This is a genomic window from Paenibacillus allorhizoplanae, assembly GCF_927798215.1.
Classification (GTDB): Bacteria; Bacillota; Bacilli; order Paenibacillales; family NBRC-103111; genus Paenibacillus_E; species Paenibacillus_E allorhizoplanae.
This window is the reverse complement of record NZ_CAKMMW010000017.1, coordinates 82,963-100,423: the sequence shown is the minus strand read 5'-3', so window position 1 is coordinate 100,423 and position 17,461 is coordinate 82,963. Positions and strand designations below refer to the sequence as shown.

The 17,461-nt window shown below is 48.4% G+C and carries 17 protein-coding genes; 8 read left to right on the top strand and 9 right to left on the bottom strand.

Going from position 1 to position 17,461, the window contains the following annotated elements; all coding sequences use genetic code 11:
- Nucleotides 1–30 precede the first annotated feature (30 nt).
- Entirely contained in the window at nt 31–1,620 is a 1,590-nt protein-coding gene (locus L6I86_RS23955; protein WP_236290937.1) for a histidine kinase N-terminal 7TM domain-containing diguanylate cyclase, read from the bottom strand.
- A 196-nt stretch (nt 1,621–1,816) separates the two neighbouring features.
- Here L6I86_RS23955 and L6I86_RS23950 point away from each other — a divergent pair, with 196 nt between their 5' ends.
- Genes L6I86_RS23950 through L6I86_RS23935 form a run of 4 tightly spaced genes read left to right on the top strand, consistent with a single transcriptional unit; the run spans nt 1,817 to nt 5,070 of the window.
- Nucleotides 1,817–2,806, top strand: a complete 990-nt coding sequence (locus tag L6I86_RS23950; protein ID WP_236291004.1) for an acrylyl-CoA reductase family protein — start codon at nt 1,817–1,819, stop codon at nt 2,804–2,806.
- Between the two features lie 40 nt (nt 2,807–2,846).
- The gene (locus tag L6I86_RS23945; RefSeq protein WP_236290936.1) at nt 2,847–3,704 is read left to right on the top strand and encodes a carbon-nitrogen hydrolase family protein; all 858 of its coding nucleotides are present in this window, start codon (nt 2,847–2,849) and stop codon (nt 3,702–3,704) included.
- A gap of 4 nt (nt 3,705–3,708) precedes the next feature.
- Nucleotides 3,709–4,389: a GNAT family N-acetyltransferase gene (locus tag L6I86_RS23940; protein ID WP_236290935.1), complete on the top strand. Its 681-nt coding sequence runs from the start codon at nt 3,709–3,711 to the stop codon at nt 4,387–4,389.
- Nucleotides 4,390–4,398: 9 nt separating this feature from the next.
- The gene (locus L6I86_RS23935; protein ID WP_236290934.1) at nt 4,399–5,070 is read left to right on the top strand and encodes a GNAT family N-acetyltransferase; all 672 of its coding nucleotides are present in this window, start codon (nt 4,399–4,401) and stop codon (nt 5,068–5,070) included.
- A 64-nt stretch (nt 5,071–5,134) separates the two neighbouring features.
- Here the strand turns inward: L6I86_RS23935 and L6I86_RS23930 are convergent, their stop codons facing one another.
- On the bottom strand, nt 5,135–5,584 hold the full coding sequence (locus L6I86_RS23930) for an SRPBCC domain-containing protein (RefSeq protein ID WP_236290933.1): 450 nt from the start codon (nt 5,582–5,584) through the stop codon (nt 5,135–5,137).
- A 92-nt stretch (nt 5,585–5,676) separates the two neighbouring features.
- On the opposite strand from L6I86_RS23930, the gene L6I86_RS23925 reads away from it, so the two are divergent.
- Together L6I86_RS23925 and L6I86_RS23920 are read left to right on the top strand one after the other, a co-directional pair.
- Nucleotides 5,677–6,540, top strand: coding sequence for a helix-turn-helix domain-containing protein (locus L6I86_RS23925; RefSeq protein ID WP_236290932.1), 864 nt, complete (start codon nt 5,677–5,679; stop codon nt 6,538–6,540).
- A gap of 22 nt (nt 6,541–6,562) precedes the next feature.
- On the top strand, nt 6,563–6,853 hold the full coding sequence (locus L6I86_RS23920; protein WP_236290931.1) for a hypothetical protein: 291 nt from the start codon (nt 6,563–6,565) through the stop codon (nt 6,851–6,853).
- A 35-nt stretch (nt 6,854–6,888) separates the two neighbouring features.
- On the opposite strand, the gene L6I86_RS23915 is transcribed toward L6I86_RS23920, so the two are convergent.
- The 4 genes from L6I86_RS23915 to sigY all read right to left on the bottom strand — a co-directional run bounded on the left by L6I86_RS23915 (nt 6,889) and on the right by sigY (nt 9,396).
- Nucleotides 6,889–8,094 carry an MFS transporter gene (locus L6I86_RS23915; RefSeq protein WP_236290930.1) on the bottom strand — a complete coding sequence of 402 codons (1,206 nt, stop codon included), beginning with the start codon at nt 8,092–8,094 and terminating at the stop codon, nt 6,889–6,891.
- 167 nt (nt 8,095–8,261) lie between these two features.
- The gene (locus tag L6I86_RS23910) at nt 8,262–8,474 is read right to left on the bottom strand and encodes a sigmaY antisigma factor component (RefSeq protein WP_236290929.1); all 213 of its coding nucleotides are present in this window, start codon (nt 8,472–8,474) and stop codon (nt 8,262–8,264) included.
- Nucleotides 8,461–8,847: a YxlC family protein gene (locus tag L6I86_RS23905; RefSeq protein ID WP_236290928.1), complete on the bottom strand. Its 387-nt coding sequence runs from the start codon at nt 8,845–8,847 to the stop codon at nt 8,461–8,463. The genes L6I86_RS23910 and L6I86_RS23905 overlap by 14 nt, the downstream gene beginning before the upstream one ends.
- A gap of 12 nt (nt 8,848–8,859) precedes the next feature.
- Nucleotides 8,860–9,396: an RNA polymerase sigma factor SigY gene (gene sigY / locus L6I86_RS23900; protein WP_338113439.1), complete on the bottom strand. Its 537-nt coding sequence runs from the start codon at nt 9,394–9,396 to the stop codon at nt 8,860–8,862.
- Between the two features lie 166 nt (nt 9,397–9,562).
- Between sigY and L6I86_RS23895 the strand changes: the two genes are divergently transcribed.
- Nucleotides 9,563–10,444, top strand: coding sequence for a GNAT family N-acetyltransferase (locus L6I86_RS23895; protein ID WP_236290926.1), 882 nt, complete (start codon nt 9,563–9,565; stop codon nt 10,442–10,444).
- A gap of 184 nt (nt 10,445–10,628) precedes the next feature.
- Here the strand turns inward: L6I86_RS23895 and pyrH are convergent, their stop codons facing one another.
- The 3 genes from pyrH to L6I86_RS23880 form a co-directional block, all read right to left on the bottom strand.
- A complete protein-coding gene (gene pyrH / locus L6I86_RS23890) occupies nt 10,629–11,369 on the bottom strand; it encodes a UMP kinase (RefSeq protein WP_236290925.1) in 741 nt (246 codons plus the stop codon).
- 162 nt (nt 11,370–11,531) lie between these two features.
- Nucleotides 11,532–12,857 (bottom strand): MFS transporter, encoded by a 1,326-nt coding sequence (locus tag L6I86_RS23885; protein ID WP_236290924.1) that lies wholly within the window; start codon nt 12,855–12,857, stop codon nt 11,532–11,534.
- A 133-nt stretch (nt 12,858–12,990) separates the two neighbouring features.
- On the bottom strand, nt 12,991–15,879 hold the full coding sequence (locus L6I86_RS23880) for an ATP-binding protein (protein WP_236290923.1): 2,889 nt from the start codon (nt 15,877–15,879) through the stop codon (nt 12,991–12,993).
- Nucleotides 15,880–16,090: 211 nt separating this feature from the next.
- On the opposite strand from L6I86_RS23880, the gene L6I86_RS23875 reads away from it, so the two are divergent.
- Nucleotides 16,091–17,272 (top strand): EAL domain-containing protein, encoded by a 1,182-nt coding sequence (locus L6I86_RS23875; RefSeq protein ID WP_236290922.1) that lies wholly within the window; start codon nt 16,091–16,093, stop codon nt 17,270–17,272.
- Nucleotides 17,273–17,461: the final 189 nt, after the last annotated feature.

Here is a 17,461-nt window from a genome sequence, read left to right as displayed (position 1 = left end):
AATTTTAGCTGTAGTTTATACAGTTCATGCTCACCGCGAGGTGCTGAACGTTGCTTCCACAGGTCCGTCATAGACTTGGACCTGATTTCGTCCCGCCCGTTTGGCCTGATACAAGGCCATATCAGCATGCTTCAAAAGCATCTCCAAAGACTCTCCTCGATGGCTTGCCTGCGTTAAGCCGAAGCTAGCAGTTACGGCAATTGTTCCAAAGCTGCCGCTCATCGGCTCTGCTGCGAGCTGTGCACGAACCCGTTCAGCCAGCAAGATCGCCTCATCCAGCGAGCAAGCAGGTAAGGCCATGACAAACTCCTCGCCACCATACCTGGCAATCATCACGCTAGGCATGTCTGCCTCAAGTCGCTTCTCCACCCTCACCACGTGCTGAATTGCCAGATCGCCAACATCGTGACCGTAGGTATCATTGATACTCTTGAAATGATCAATATCGAAGAGCAGGATGCACGTCGATTTCTCGCCAATCAGATCTTGTTCCAGAATCATCTTGCTCCGACGCAGGAACTCCGTTCGATTCAGCAGCTTCGTCAAACCATCATAATAGGCTAGCCGTTCTAATTGATCTTGGAGCAGTTTCTGCTCCGTGACGTCGATCAGCATCAGTAGACTCCCGATTGGCTCCCCATTGCGTCCTCGTACAACGGAGGAGCGGGTCTGATAATAGAATTCCTTGCCATCAGCGGCACGCCAACTAAATTCTTCCTGTGCACCGTCTTGTGATCGCAGCACGGGAAACGGCCTTCCCGACAACCGAATCCAAGCTTCATCGAGCGTTAGTCCAAGCGTGTCAGTTGTTAATCCTGGAAACATCGAGTTAATTACACCGTTGAAGTCCACCAGTCGGTCGGCGAAGTCCAGCACAATAGCACCTTCCCGCATACTTTCAAAAATACGATCCTTCGCAATCGGAATAATCGTCAACATCCGTGTAGACACAATCGCCCAGATGTACATGGCAGAAGTGATACAAAGAATCATGGGCACGGGGTCAATGCCATACGGTGTTATGCCCATCAGATAGATGAATGCACCGGTCATTGGCATGAATTGTCCCATGATTAGGGTTACGAGCTGTAAACGGTAGGCTTTTTTAGTTTGACGCCATCTGCGCAGAAGCAAGACGACCGCTGCCAGCATACATCCGAATATATAAGCGCCGTGGACGATGTAATATTGCCCGATGACGATATCCGTAGTAGGGAAGGGTACATTTTCACGAAAATACATGTCTTTATAAAATAAGTAGTGATATTCATTGGTGCTCACCATAAAGAAGGTGATGGCTGGAATGACGAAGAGTGCTGCTATCTTACTACGACTCAAGTTCAAGCCAACGTACTGCATGACAATCAGTAGACCAATGGCAGGCGCAGCCCCGATGCCGATATATTCGAGAATCGTCCATCGTTTTACTTCGGCTAACGTACTGCTGGCCATTTCAAAAGCATGGGCAAAAATATAAATAGCTTCTGTAGCCGTATAGATGACGAATGTATATGCACCGGGGATTTCTTTGCGTTTAATGTAGGCGTACATGCACAAGAAGACGGTGAAAACTCCCGAGGTTGCGATAAGTGAAATGAACATGGTTAGTTTAGGATCCATGGGTCGCACTCCAGTATTTGTAGAATGATAAGTGAACCTGTCGATTTAATGGTATCACATCCTAGCGTGTGGTCATAGGGAATGCTTGGAAAATGTGATTGGAGGTATAGGGATACAAGAATGGAAAGGAGATACAAAATTTAGTAAACTATTAGAATCAAGTGAAGCGATAAGAAATAGCTTGGAGGCGCCGAATATGGATAGCTTTAACGCAATAGTGGTAGAGCGAATACAGGATCAGTTTTCTTGCAAAATAGAAGAACTGCGCATAGAGAATCTACCCGCTGGGGAAGTGACGATCCGCGTCGCTTACTCCGGTATTAATTATAAAGATGCGATGGCTTGCAGCCCATCGGGGCGAGTCGTGCGCCAGTACCCTATGGTACCTGGCATCGATTTGGCGGGTACGGTCGTGGCCTCGTCTGATCCCCGCTATCGCGAGGGCGATGAAGTGCTCGTGACCAGCTACGAGCTGGGCACAGGGCATTTCGGCGGATTCAGCGCGTATGCGCGCGTGCCCGCCGATTGGGTCGTGCCACTCCCGCAGGGACTGACGCATCGCGAAGCGATGATCCTTGGCACGGCGGGATTTACAGCAGCCCTGTCCATTCACCGAATGGAACAGAATGGGCTGCGCAAGGAGCAGGGGCCCGTGCTCGTGCGCGGGGCAACGGGTGGTGTTGGCAGCAGCAGCGTCTCGATGCTCGCCGCCCTCGGTTATGAAGTGGAGGCAAGCACAGGGAAGTCCGCTGACCACGCGTATTTGCTTGAGCTTGGTGCGACGCGGGTACTATCTCGGGAGGAGCTTTCGCCTGCCGAAAGTAAGACGATCAGCAAGGAGTACTGGGCTGGGGCAGTTGATCCTGTGGGAGGCTCGGCACTCGCGCATGTACTCAGTCGGATGAAATACGGCGCCTCCGTGGCGCTGAGTGGATTGACGGGCGGCGCGGATTTTGCGGCGACGGTGTATCCTTTTATCCTGCGAGGCGTGAATGTACTCGGAATTGATTCGGTCTATTGTCCGTCAGCAGTGAGGAAGACGCTCTGGGAGCGGATGGCAACGGAGTTGAAGCCACGGCTGCTTGAGCAGACGGTGTATAAGGAAGCCCGGCTGGATGAGGTTGCTGAGGCTGCGCAGCTAGTGTTGGAAGGCAAGGTCAGAGGCAGGGTGCTGGTTCGGTTGTAACGGGACCGTTAGAATAATAAGGTGGGGGAGTGTTGGAATCATGAAGATGCGGGTATCCGCTGTTCAATATCATTTGCATACGATAAGCAGCGTTGAAGAGTTTGCTGCACAGGTGGAGCATTATGTGAAGGTGGCGCAGGAGTTTGAGGCGGATTTCGTCCTGTTTCCGGAGTTGTTCACCACACAGCTGATGTCCATTGGCGATGAGAACGGCAAGGCATTGCCGATAGAAGCTCTCCCTTCTTTTACGGAGAAATATCGCGACTTATTTCAAGGACTTGCTCAGCAAACGGGCATGCATTTGATTGGCGGCACGCACATTACGGCTGAGGGAGACAAGCTGTTCAACACGGCGTTCTTGTTCTATCCAGATGGTCGTATTGGTGAGCAAAAGAAGCTGCATATTACTCCTACTGAAGTAAAAGAATGGGGAATGGGTGCGGGGGATTCGCTGCAGGTTTTTGATACGGACAAAGGGCGGATTGCCATTCTCGTCTGTTACGATGTGGAATTCCCTGAAATTGTACGGATGGCCAGGGCTCGTGGGGCAGATGTGCTGTTCGCTCCTTCGTGTACGGATGATCGACATGGATTCCATCGGGTTCGATATACGTGTCATGCCCGGACGATTGAGAATCAAATCTATGTGGTAACGACGGGGACTGTTGGCGCTCTACCAACGGTTGATTTCATGAGAGCGAACTTCGGGCAAGCCGCTGTCATTACGCCCAATGATGTGCCGTTCCCGCCCAAAGGCGTTCTCGTCGAAGGGGAAATTAATGGCGATATGGTTGTGACCGCCGATCTTGACCTCTCGCTGTTGGCAGTCGTTCGGGAGCGGGGCTCCGTCACTACCTGGCGTGACCGCCGAACGGATTTGTATACGGATTGGTCATGATGTTATGAGAAAACATCTCTATGTTTTCGATGGTGATACCCCCGTGGAGGCGATCATTCGCACTTATGGCGTGGCAGATTTCGATGCGCTGATTGCTGTTCAGCAGGCGAGTTTTCCACCTCCCTTTCCCTCTGAGCTTTGGTGGACGAAAGAACAATTGACGGAGCATGTGACTCGGTTTCCCGAGGGCGCGTTGTGTGTGGAAGTGGCGGGTCAGGTTGTAGGTTCAATTACGGGACTGCGTGTGGACAGTGAGGATATGGCGGCTAGCGCTGATCATAGTTGGTCAACCGTAACGGATAGTGGATCCATCCGCACACATCGTCCAGACGGGGACACACTCTACATTGTGGATGTTTGCATTATGCCAGCGTATCGCAAGCTTGGGTTAGGCAAGTGGCTTATGCAGTCCATGTATGAAGTCGTCGTTCAGTTAGGGTTGGTAAGGTTGCTTGGAGGCGGGCGGATGCCTGGTTACCACAAGGTAGCTGAAGCGATGAGTGCAGATAGCTATGTGTCAGCCGTGATGGCGGGGACGATGAAGGACCCGGTGATCACTTTTTTGCTAAGATGTGGCCGGACGCCAGTGGGCGTGGTTACGGGGTATTTGGAAGATGAGGAATCGCTGAATCATGCGCTGTTGATGGAGTGGCGGAATCCTTTTACATATTACAAAGAGGAGTGAGTTGACCTTATGGAATTCATACGTATAACAAGCATTGAGGATCCGTTGTTCCGATCGATGCACGATTTAATGAAAGAGGTATTTCCGCCGGAGGAAGTGCTGGATTATCCCTTGTGGAAAGAGCCGTTAGAAGACCCGGGCATTCGCGTTTTTGTTGCTGTGCATGAAGGTAAAGTGGTCGGTACGACGGAGTACCGCTATTACGAGGATTGGCAAGTGGCAATGACGGATTTCACCATTATCGGTGGGGCGGGGCTTGGGATTGGACGGTTTCTAGCGAGAAAACGCTGGCAGGACCTTGAGCGACTTGCGGCAGAATCGGGTAAACCGATGGTAGGGATGTTCGCTGAGATTTACGATCCGTATCGGATTGAGGGACATGCTTTTGGCGGCGTGAAGCCGATGGACCCTTACGTTCGACGTGAGGTGCTGTCGCATCTTGGCTATAAGCGGATTGATTTCCCCTATGTACACCCATCCTGGGAGAACAATGGGGAAGCTGTCGAGGAGCTGGATCTTTGTTTCCTGCCAACGGATGAAGATCAGGTGGAGATTAGTGCGGCGTTGGTGGCGAAATTCTTGCGGCGGTATTATGCGGTACTTGCGAATAAGCCACATGCGTGGGAAGCGATGGTTGATGGTTTGGAAGGTAAGGAGAAGCTGGCACTGATGCCATTGTAATTGGTGTTGAGCTATGCAAAAAGGAGTCCAGATGGACTCCTGTATTTCTTTCTAGGTTACAAGTCTACCAACCGAAATCTAGCGTTTTACCCGTCTCGGCTAGTGTCTTGATATTGCTGAGAATCATCCACCAGCTGGCCTTAGTAGACTCAAAGCTAGGGTGGTCTGGTGTCCATTGATCGTTCACAAGCGTCAATTTCGTACAGTTTCCAACCGTGTCTAGGGTAATTGTCATACGTGATTCAAACTCTGCGTGGTTCTCCCGATAGGAAGGACCTGCATGCTCGGTACAGCTAAGTAATTTCTCAGGCTCATAGGCCAAAATTTTGCCATACACATGAACCGTCTCATCGCCATCTTGACCAGGGCCAATATAGGAATAGTCCGAGCCAATTTCAAAGGTTGAATGCAGCACGCTGCCAAATAAAATTTGCCGAGTACCCTCTGGTGTGATGAGAATATCCCAAACTTGCTTTGTACTTGCACCAATATAAAATTCATACTTTAGCTCCATAACCGCTCGACTCCTTCGCTTCTGTAATCCTACCTATCATACGGCAACTGTTGTTCCCATGTATTGTAAAAACGCGACAAGGAGTGTTCGATATGCCTACGAATCCGAATCCAAATCCGAGTACGAGTCTAGGGACGAAAGCGACGCCAGCTTCAAGCCCCCCGTTACCTAGCTTGGGTATCATCAATTTTCAGCAAGGTGGGCACAAATTTCAACTTTGTCGGTATGCACCTGCTGAGGATGTAGCCTTTTTCGTTCGGCATTATTGGGTTGTCAGATGGGACCTAGTCGGAAAAGAACCCTATACACAGCATGTTATTCCCAATCCTTGCGTGAATCTCGTTGTGGAGCCAGATCGCACGGCCATTTTCGGACCTGGCAAAGAGAAATACGGACATCACCTGGAAGGTCAGGGGAGTGTGTTCGGCGTGAAGTTTAAGCCGGGCGGCTTCTACCCTTTTGTCAAAGAAAACGTATCTAGCATGCTAGACAATCCGTTAAGTATTAGGGATGTTTTTGACACTGACCCTCGTTCTTTAGAAGCTCAGGTGTTTAACCATAGTGACGATAGGCGGAACATTCGTCTGGTTGAAAGCATGATTCGTTCGAAGCTTCCAGCGCAGGATGAACAGGTTCTAGTAGTTAACCAAATCGTAGATTATATTTATGGGCAACCCGACATTACCAAGGTTGATGCGATATGCGAACATTTTCAGATGAATATCCGCACGCTGCAACGCCTCTTCGACCAGTATGTTGGTGTCAGCCCGAAATGGGTTATCAAAATCGCCCGCATCCAAAACGCAGCGGAAACCACTGATGGAAACGACACGCACAACTGGGCTAAGCTTTCGATGGACCTTGGCTATCACGATCAGTCGCATTTTATTAAGGATTTCAAGTCGATCCTAGGGCAGACTCCGGAGGAGTATGTGCTAGGGAAGCGGGTAAAGTGATGGGAGGAGTGGTGGCGGGCGAGTGCAAGGAAGGGGCAGATTCTTCGCAGGCACTTTACCGCCTATGCGATTGCGCAACTGCGGGATTGGATACTCGGCAGCTGCGCGTCACCCGATATCTCTGGCACTTCGTACCTCAACCGAAAGGATAACTGGAAAACCTCCATCTATTTTGCCGCTTTTCCCTGAAGTCTCTAAACAGGGTGGATTACCGGGAGGAAATCCAGTTATTTCAAGGAATGAGCTCTTATCGGGGAATTTAGCTGGAGAAAATCCATCTAATCGCTTTGGAGCAGATTTAACGCAGATGTAGAACACCTGGCAAAACACGGATGCCGCCATCATTTCCTACATAGCCTGTTGCTTCGCACTTGCTTGCTTTTTCTTAAGAAGCGGGCCAAGCAACACGACCCCCGCGAACAGTAAACACCCACTCAAAACATAGACGGTAAATAACGATGTCGAATCCTTCAAATAACCGGATAAAGCCATGCCTATCAGCATCATCCCCATAAAAATCGGCGTAATCGCTCCGCCAACTCGCCCCATGAACGGCCCCTCAGTGTTCCGCATAATCAGGGTTTGAATACCGACATGGATACAGGGATAGAACAAGCCACTTACGATCTGTAGGATCAGCGTCACGGATACGAGAGTAGAGGCTCCAACACCAATTGTGCAGAGGGCACTGACGAGTAAACCAGTGGCAAGCAAAAACTGTGGTTTAACCTTCTTCGCAATCCCCATAATAACAATCCCGCCGATGAGCATAGCGGCCCCATTGGCCATCATAAACCATTGGAGAGACTCTTTGCTTAATCCTAATTTCTCAATAGCAATGAATATCGCGAGTGGTTGAACTAGACCCGCCGCTAAACCCGTGACACCGAAGGTGAGGCTTAGTGTTCGAAGTGCACGATTGGATTGCACATATCGCAGGCCAGACGTGAGCTCCTTCAAGAAGTTGCTGCTCCCCGAGGAGACTTCTTCTTCGTCGTCTTTCGGGAGGGAAGTAAGCACAAGTGATGAACCTAAGAACAGCACACCCGTGAGGATGAGCGAAGCCTCAATGCCATATTTCAGATAGATAAATGTACCGATGGCGGGTCCCAAGACCATGAAAATAGCTACAAGGGATTGCGACATTGCCATGACACCTTGGAGCCCATCCGCGGGTACATTCTTTTTGTAGAGCTTCATGGCAGACGGTTGAGAGAACTGCGATAAACTCGCGGAAATAAACGTCCCCACCAGCAAAGCGTACCAAGAGCCGGAGCGTACAGCAAGCAGCACGATGAACACGGTAATGGCGGATATGAAATCACACCAAACCATGGTTAGCTTCGGACGCCAACGATCCGCGAATGTACCGCCAATGAAGGCGAAGATGAAAATAGGCGCTGTCTCTACAACGGAAATCAAGGATACATACTGCGGATTATTATGGGTAATATCCGAGATATAGAGGAGGATAGCGAAATTTCGTATCCAAATACCGAGCTGTAGGAGCACACGGGACAGGAGAATGGTACGTACATAACGATTGGTTAACAATGATGTTTTCAGTCCTTTCGAGTAGTATTTACTAAATTACTAATTTACTAAGTTAGTAAAATAACAACCAAATCATAGCTCACTCGACCAAAGGAAGTCAATATGGATGTTGAATTGGAAATAAAAAACGGCTGCCCTGGAAGGCAACCGTAACGGTAATACGTCATTCATTTCCGGTGAATCTTACGCACCGCGAACAGATAAACAATCGTGGGAACCGGGGCTTGAACAATGCCCCAAATGCCCCAAAACCAAGGGTGGCGAGCGCCACGCCTGCGGGAGTCAATGTACAGCCATGTGCTTTGTACGAGTAAAATCAATGCGATACCGATCCATGCCCAAAGGGGCAGTTGATCGAATTTAGATTCAGTTGGTGTCATGAGAGTCCACCTGCTTTCTTAGGATTAGCCAAGCTAACGGAACCAATATGGCCGCGGCTTGGATGGAGAGGAAGGCAACCGGCTGAGCTGTTACCGTAAGATATAACACATAAAACGAAAGCATCGCGCTGATCCATAGGATCACTAGATCGCGCATCAGTTTGGATTTCCGTTGGAGCTTCGCGGCGGCAATTTGCTGATCAAACCATGCGGCGCTCGGCGTTGGCACGTGGACTGCAGCCTCAATCAGATCCAGCCCTTCACGCAGCTTGCGAGAGGTTATTTCATCGGCCAGCTCCTCGCTCGTCTGCTCTCCGTCGTCCTGCTTCGCCGCCTCTCCTCCAAGCATCTCTGCTTGCCGCCGCTTGTGCAACTCATCAGCCATCTACTTCAGCTCCTTCCGTAGTTGTTTTAATGCATGGTGCACCCGAGATTTCACGGTGCCCTCCGCGATGGCGAGCATGCCGCCAATTTCTTCATAGGTGTAACCGTAGTAATGCTTGAGAATGAGCGGAATACGACTCTCACGCGGCATGTCGGCCAAGGCATCTAACACTTCCGGCCAAGCGTCATCGGTGTGATATGCTGTCTGCCATTGCAGTTGGCGTAAGGATTGCTGCTGCTCTTTCTCCTGCCACTTGCGCTCCCAGAGTCGACGTCTGCCCTGATCGATCATCAATCGTGTGGCGATGGTGATTAACCAGGACGAGAACTTTGAAGTCCCGTTGTAGAGCTTTATTTTTTCGATACATCGGACCATCGTTTCTTGCGTAAGATCCTCAGCTTGGGAGGGATTCAGCGTGATTTTGACCACATATTTATACACAAATGCATAATGCTTCTGCAGAAGCTGAGACAGAGCTGCGGTGTCGCCTAACATGGCTCGACGAATGAATTCATTCTCATCCAAGTGATTGAACACCCTCTCTGTCTGATATCATAGATAGTACGAATAGCTACTGCATACCGTTCACAGCTGCACGAAAAAATATGTAGAATGATTTATTAGCTTACCACGGCAGCGCTCAGACATGTATAATGACAGCAGGTAAGTCCATATGAATGAGATGACTAATGGAGGACAACATATGAAACAAGGCATATATGCAAGAGCAGGATTATCTCCTGAAGAGTTAGAGGAAGTTCGAGCGCTATGGGAGTTATGTAACAAGCATGAAGGCATTGACATTAAATTAAACTGGAGCACCTTATCCAGCCGCCCTGCTGGCGTGACGAACGATTTCGTTTATTATGAAAATGACCGGATAGTTGGTTTTCTAGCTATTTACAGCTTCTTATCTACCGAAGTGGAAATCAGCGGCATGGTGCATCCAGAGGCGCGGCGCCGAGGAATTTTCAGGCAGCTTGTTCAAAGGGCTAGGGAAGTGTGCAGCCAGAGAGAGGTTCCTAAGCTTATTTTCATTAATGAGCGTGGCTCGGAAAGCGGGAAGGCTTTTCTGACCAAGTTGGGCGCGGAGTATTCATTTTCGGAGTATGTGATGGAGCTGAAAGAGCAGGTCATCCCACCTGCCTCCACGCCAACAGAGTTGAGCATTCGCTTAGCAGATAGTTCCGATACGGAGCTGTTAGTTAAGCTGAATATGTCAGGCTTCGACATGTCGGAAGCTGATACACGTGAGTATGTTATGCAGACCATTACGGGTGACAAGGAACGGACGTGGATCGCAGAACTAGGTGAAAACAAAGAGCCGATTGGAAAGCTTGGTGCCATGGTGGAGCCGGGTGTTAGTGGATTTATTTATGGTTTTTGCGTGTTGCCTGGAACCAGGGGTAAGGGGTATGGTCGTCAGATTTTGAGTCAAACGATTACCGCATTGAAAGAGCAAGATCAAGCGGAGCATATCAAGCTGGAAGTGTCGGTAGAGAATGAGAAAGCGCTCGGCCTCTATGAATCCTGTGGATTTGCAACGAAGAACGCGAATGACTATTACGTGCTTCTACGCGCTTAAAAACAAAAGGATAGAACAGCGGATCTTTCTGCTGTCTATCCTTTTTTGCAATGAAAGGAGGCTTGCTTCATACCTGTCACGAGAACCGAGAGCGCCAGCGACCGGAAAGTTGCGATTATGCGTTGGTGCAACGGTGCAATAGTCCATGGGTCGACGGAGCTATGGAGGAGGTTAAGCAAAATGATCAATGATAAATGAGTTCAGATGACGCGCTAATAATCGTCCCCGTATTCAGCCCCGCACAGATGTCCTTCATTGAGCCAGGCTTGTCGAAATTGAACACATGAATCGGCACATGGTAGTCCCGCGCTAGAATGAAAGCAGATTGATCCATCACCTTCAAATTGTGCTGAATCACATCGTTGTAATGGAGAGATTTGTACTGGAGCGCCTCCTGATGGTGCTTCGGATCTTTGTCGAAAACACCGTCCACGCCCTGTTTGGCCACGAGAATGGCATCGCAATTGACTTCGATTGCACGCTGCACGGACGGATAATCCGTCGTAACGAAAGGCTGCCCATTTCCGCCGGCGAAAATGACGATGTACCCTTTTTCCAAGTGATGAATGGCTCGTAAACGAATGAAGGGCTCTGCCACAGATGCGATCGGAATGGCTGTCATAACACGCACCTCAGCATCCGTCTTCGCTTTCAACACCCCGCGCAGCATCAAGCTGTTAATCACCGTCGCGAGCGTGCCGATATTATCAGCCTCTGCTTTCTCGATGCCCCAGCTTTCGCCCATATTGCCGCGGAAAATATTACCTCCACCAATTACAAGACACACTTCAACGCCTAAATTCACGACGGTCATAATTTCATTGGCGATATGATCGAGCTGTGTAGGGTCAAATCCGAAGGAGCTATCACCTGCTACAGCACCGCCACTCAGTTTAATGAGGACTCTTTTGTACCGTAAAGTCATTACCATATCCCCTCTCTCTGATGAACGCTTGTACGATAGATTGTGTCTGACTAGGAAGTGTAGTGCGGCAACCAACGGAAGCTTACAAAAAAACACTAAAGCCTTAAATGCTCTAGTGTTTGCTGTGTCTGATCCCTCATGTTAGAAATAATTGTACATGAATTAAGCGGGATTTTGCAATTTTTGCGGAACTCGCATGTGGACGGTAAGCCCGATGATGACTAGGACCAGTAAGGAGCCAAGTGCGACTCGACTCGCTAAGTTGCCAGTAGAGGCCATTGCCCATGTGATGGAGCCGTAGAGTAGAGGTCCGACAATGGAGGACACCTTCCCTGAGAAGGCGAATAGACCGAAGAATTGGCCGCGTTTTTCTTCCGGTGTTAACTGCACGATCAATGTACGAGAGGTCACCCACATCGCCCCCATAGAGACGCCGTACAAGCTGCCTGCTACCCAAAAGATGCTTTGGCTTGTTGCTAAGGAAGCGAGGGAGATGGCCACGATGAGGATTATAGCGACAATGGTTACGGCTTTCTTAGGACCAATACTGCGCGTCACATAACCAAATAGGAAGGACCCGATCACGCTAGACACCGTAGATACAAGATAAAGTAGAATGAATTGCCCCGTCGAGAAGCCCATGACGGTATTCGCGTATATGGCCATAACAGCAATGGCTGTAGCAATGGCATCGTTGAAGAAGAAATAGGCGATCATGAACGTGAAAGCTGCTTGGTATTTTCGAGCTTCTTTGAATGTCGTCCAGATCTCGCGATAGCCGCTAAGCAACGATTTGTGGCTAGCCACTGGCTTTTGCCGCTTCTCTTTATACAAGAACATGATCGGCAGTGAAAAGATGAGGAACATGACCGCACTCGGGATGAATGTACTTTCGAAGTGATTATCATGCACGAATAGGAATGCAATAAGTCCCACGAGCGTACCTACATAACCGACGGCTACACCCAATCCGGAGATCAAAGGAATCTCGCGTTCATTGCCCAGATCAGAAATCATGGAGTCATAGAACACTAAGCTGGAGTTATAGAAAAATTTGGCGACCATGAAAAATAAAATAACACCGAGAATCGATGTATTGAGGCCGAGCCACTCTTTATTGGTATCCCATACGGCCGATGCCCCCATTAGAAATGTTGCGATGATCGCAACCAGTGTGAAGGGGACGAGATAGGCTTTCTTTTTGCCCGTGCGATCAATCCAAACACCGAATAAGGGAGATAGGAGCACTAAGAAGAAACTGGATAACGCATTGGAGTATGTGATGAACGTACTTGCAATCTGGTTCATTTCCTCGCTGCTGCCCAAGGTTTCTTTTAAGTAAAAGGGATAGAACACAGTTACGATATTGGAAGAAAAAATGGTATTTGCAAAATCGTACATCGCCCATGCGAAAATAGGCAGGGAGAAAAATAACGCCCAAACACTTCGGCCTTGCATTGGTTTGGAAGCGGATTCAAGCTTTGCCATAAGGGCACACCCTTTCTCTTCACTTACCTCTATTTCTCTATTATATTGGCGATTCTGTAGGGAAATCCCTCTTCTTTACAATAATAATAAAAATCTCCCCCACCTAAAATAGGTGGGAGAGATCAATAAACGGTTACTTGTCCGACGGAGGCCGAATGAGATCAACCTCAATCATGTCCTGATTCTCTTGCATTTTGAGCACGTTAATGCCGTTGCGTTCTAGGGTGGTGGAGAGGGTTTCTTTGTTTTGAGCTGGGAAAACGTAGGCTAGGCTGCTTTTATTGTCGAGCAGGCGTTTCGCTACCTGCACGAGTCGTTCCATCGTGAATGGCTTCTTCAGATATTTCTCGATCTCTTTCTCATGATAATCATGAGGCGGATCGAGCGCTGTTGAAACAATGACCGGCGTTTGTGCATGCACAGGATGCTTGTACAAGTCTGCGATGAAATCCCAGCCTGTTTTCTCGCCTTCTAGATGGATGTCTACGATAAACAGAACAGGACCTTCACCCTCACAGCGACGCAATGCGATCATGCCTTCCTCAGCGGAACGCAGTTGGATGGAAGGTAGACTCAGCTTATTTAAAGCGACTTGAATTAATTTGGCCAAGTTATCATCGTCTTCGAAAATAACAATTTTTCCGTCTAGGCCGGAAATTTCATATTGGTCCAGTTCAATACGGAACGTGGTGCCATGCCCCATTTCAGACGTATAGGAGATGTTCCCGCCATGGCCCTCGACGATTTCTTTCACAATGGCGAGTCCGAGGCCTGTGCCGCCAATCTGACGACGGTCGGAGTTGTCGACACGGAAAAATTTCGAGAACATATGCTCATTTGCTTCCAAAGGTATACCAAGCCCATAATCTTGAATGGCAATGGTAACTTTACCGTCATGTGTCAACAAGTGAATGTCGATGTGATCGGCTGCCGGTGAGTATTTAATAGCATTGCTAATGAGGTTATCAAAGACTTGGCGAATACGATCAACATCTGCCCGTACCCAAAGCTCGGGCTCTTGCTGGTGAATGACGATCTGATGCAGCTGCTTATCTTGCCATTGCTCTGCAATCTCTGTGACGAGAGACTGCAAATGAATCGGGGCGAAGTTGTACGATTGACGACCGGACTCCATCCGCTGTAAATCTAAGAAGTCATTGATTAAATTCGACAGGCGCTGAGCTTCGTTATAAATGGTTTCCATGTAACGTTTCTGCTTCTCTTGCGGCAGGTCGCGATGCAGTAAAATTTCGATAAATCCAAGCACACTGGCCAGCGGAGTCCGCAGCTCATGTGAAACAATGGAGATGAATTCATTCTTCATTTCATCCACGCGTTCTTCTTCCGTACGGTCACGGAAAACGAAGAGGTAGCCTTGCTGCTCAGTGCCTTCGCTAACAACGGTAGCATAGAGCTCTGCGTGTTGGAGCTGTTCGTCCTGCTGGAAGCTGAAGCGCTGCGTTAAATGAGACAGCGAGCGATCTATCAAGGCTTCGATGGAAGCTGCTACCCCATGGAAACTAGCCGATTTGGCCCCAATCTCATAGCTGCAGCTAACAAGGTTCTGGCCAATCCGTTCATTTAGCCCGAAATATTGATTCATCCGATGATTGGCAAAGAGAATCGTACCCTCTGAATCACACATCATCATACCCTCGTGGGCCGACTCTAGAATATTTTGAATAAGGTCATGCTGACCTTCTAAAAGCAATTTCTCTGCCGTGAGTTGATCGTTCAGCAAGGCTAGGCTTTCCGCCTGTTGCAGCTTCTCATCATTCACGACCTGTGCATAGAACGCGAGTCCGAATTGACGAACTAAACCTTTGGTTAGACGTTGATTATCTTCTAGATAGAGCGAGCTTTGGTAACTCGTCAATAATAGAAAACCAATGACTTCTTGCTTGTCATCCGTGAGCGGAATGTAATGATCGATGGCTCGTGTCATACCATTATGGACACCTTGCTCATTGCCTGTCACGTCACGAGTATGTGTGATCGAAACACCCTCATCGAATACACGTCTGGCTGGGCCGAAGAGCTCGCTGCGAGAAGCTTGAATATGTCCCTTGGGATACCCGATGGAATGAATAACCTCGTAGGAACTAGCCCCATTCTCTGAACGATCCTCAAGGACAACCAAGGCAGCATCCTGCGCAAGCGAATTTAATAAGGCAGGCAGCGTATGTTTCAAGAAATCGGTTAATTTCACATAGCCAGTGAGCTTCTCTTGGTACGAGGAGATGAGTTCCAAATCCCGTTCGCGCTCAGACAACTTAGCCAACGTAATCTGCTGCTCCTCTTGTTGGGCAATAATTTCCTCGTTCTGGGATTCCAGACTCTCGGCCATATAGCGGTAAGTTTCCTCGCTCTTGCGCAGTTCTTTCTCCGCTTGGTAGGAGCGTAAGGAGATGATAATGGACATAGCTCCTGCAAGAAGAGCGATTAGGAAGCCGACAATGGTGATCAAACGGGAGGTTTGGCCCGCTCGCTGAGAAGCCTCATAGGCTGTAGACGTGATCTGCCCAATATTTTTCTCAATACTCGTATGAATGACACGATAGCGATCCATTAGCGTTTTGCCGCCAGTGACACGGGCTTTCGCTTCTTCAATTTTACCAGCACGGAATAATTCTAACGTCGTATCATAGTACTTTTGCAAATTGGTAATGGCTGGTATCGCCTGGGTATCAATAATAAGTTGTAGGGTTGGATATTTCTTGTCGTAGGTCGAAAGCGTGTTTAAATCCATGGCGACCTGCTCTCTTCCCGTGGTAAAAGGTTCAAGAAATTGTTCATTTCCACCACCTAGTTGGTAACCGCGTAGCCCCGTCTCCTGATTGATTAAGCTGGTCAATAAACTATTGGCCGTCGTTAGAATCGGAATCGCCTGATTTACAATCGCATTGTTTTCTCTCTCCATATTTCGAGAAGCCATGTAGTTGGATACACTGACGAATGCTAGTAAAAGGACTATTAAAATAACATATAGCATGGAGATCCGCGATCTCGTGAAGGTTTTCATTCCAATCGGTCACCTAACTTCTAATAGAATAAAAGATCACTTAGAAATTCGACAAACATCAACAAATTCCTCTAATATCTAATAATGTCATGTTTTCTTCCATGTAAGATTGCGGAAAAGGGCGATGTCGTTTAAAATATGAGTCAACAACGATATGGATGTTAAGTCATGTGACATGGAAAATTTTCTGAGAAGGAGGCGCACTGTGCAGGTGAAAAACATCAAGATTCCGCCGCGTCACGAAGTACGTCCCTATTTTCAACCGATTATCTCTTTGCAGAGTCAACGAATAATAGGGTATGAAACACTAGGTAGATGGGTTCGTGAGAGTGGTGTGGAGAGCTTAGGCCCCTTTTTCAAAGACCCTGATATGTCTGAGGACATGCAGCTTATGATTGATCGCCATTTAAGAGAGCAGGCCATAGAACGAATAGCTGCTGCATTGGACGAGAGCGAACTGTTTATTAACCTAAAGCCCTCTTGGATTTATAGAACCTACAAACGAACAGGAATCTTACCAACGATTGAATTGTTAAAAAAATACAAGATTAATCCCTCGCGGATCGTCATTGAAATCACCGAGGAGGAATTTACGGGCAAGCTCCAGGAACTGACGTGGATTGTTGAATTATATCGTGAATTCGGATGTACGATCGCTATTGATGATGTGGGAAGCGGGTTTAGTAATTTCGATCGAATTGCGAGCTTGCAGCCGAAGATCTTGAAGGTTGACCTGAATATTTTGAAAAAGAGCATCGTCCACGACGGCTATAAGGCAGTTATGCAGTCCTTCTCCATTGTATCTGCTCAGATTGGTGCTTCCCTACTCGTTGAAGGCGTCGAAACGAAGCAGGAGTTGCGCAGCGCTTTACAGGTTGGGGCTAGATATGTGCAAGGCTTTCTATTCTCAAAAGCAGAGCCAGACCTGCAGCGTCCAGATGCCTACAAAGCCATGCTGGAAGAGGAAATTAAATCGTTCGGACAGGATGAATTTAGACGATACCATCACCTGCTGAGTGTACATCAAAGGCTGGATGCGTTAATCAACGCCTCTGTTCACATCTCGAATGCAGAGGAGGCTGATGCGGTAATCGAGCAAACCATCGGTAACGTTACGGACAATTGCATCCGTATGTACATCTGTCAGGGGGATGGCTACCAGATTTCCTCTAACTACACACGTTCCGAAGATGGGTGGGGCAAAGACGAGAGCTATCGTCAAGCGAACTGGACGTGGCGGCCCTATTTCATCTCTAACATTCTGATGATGAATTTGCAAAAGCAAGGTATTCTCTCCCAAGCCTATACCGACTTGGATACCTCGCGTCAGATTCAGACGTACTCATTTGCGATGGGTGAGGGGTATTATTTGTTTTTGGATTTGTTGATCTGAGCAACACGCCTTTGCATTCGCGATAGATGGAGTGTATAGATAGAAGGTAAATAGTGAAAGGTGACTCGTAGTGGGAGGACGTGTAAGAAGAGTAGCTGAGATCGTGCAGTAGGTTGCTAGAGAGATAGAGCGGGACGGAACGACGGATACGCATGGAGCACAAAAGAGGTTATCCCAGGTGAACCTTGG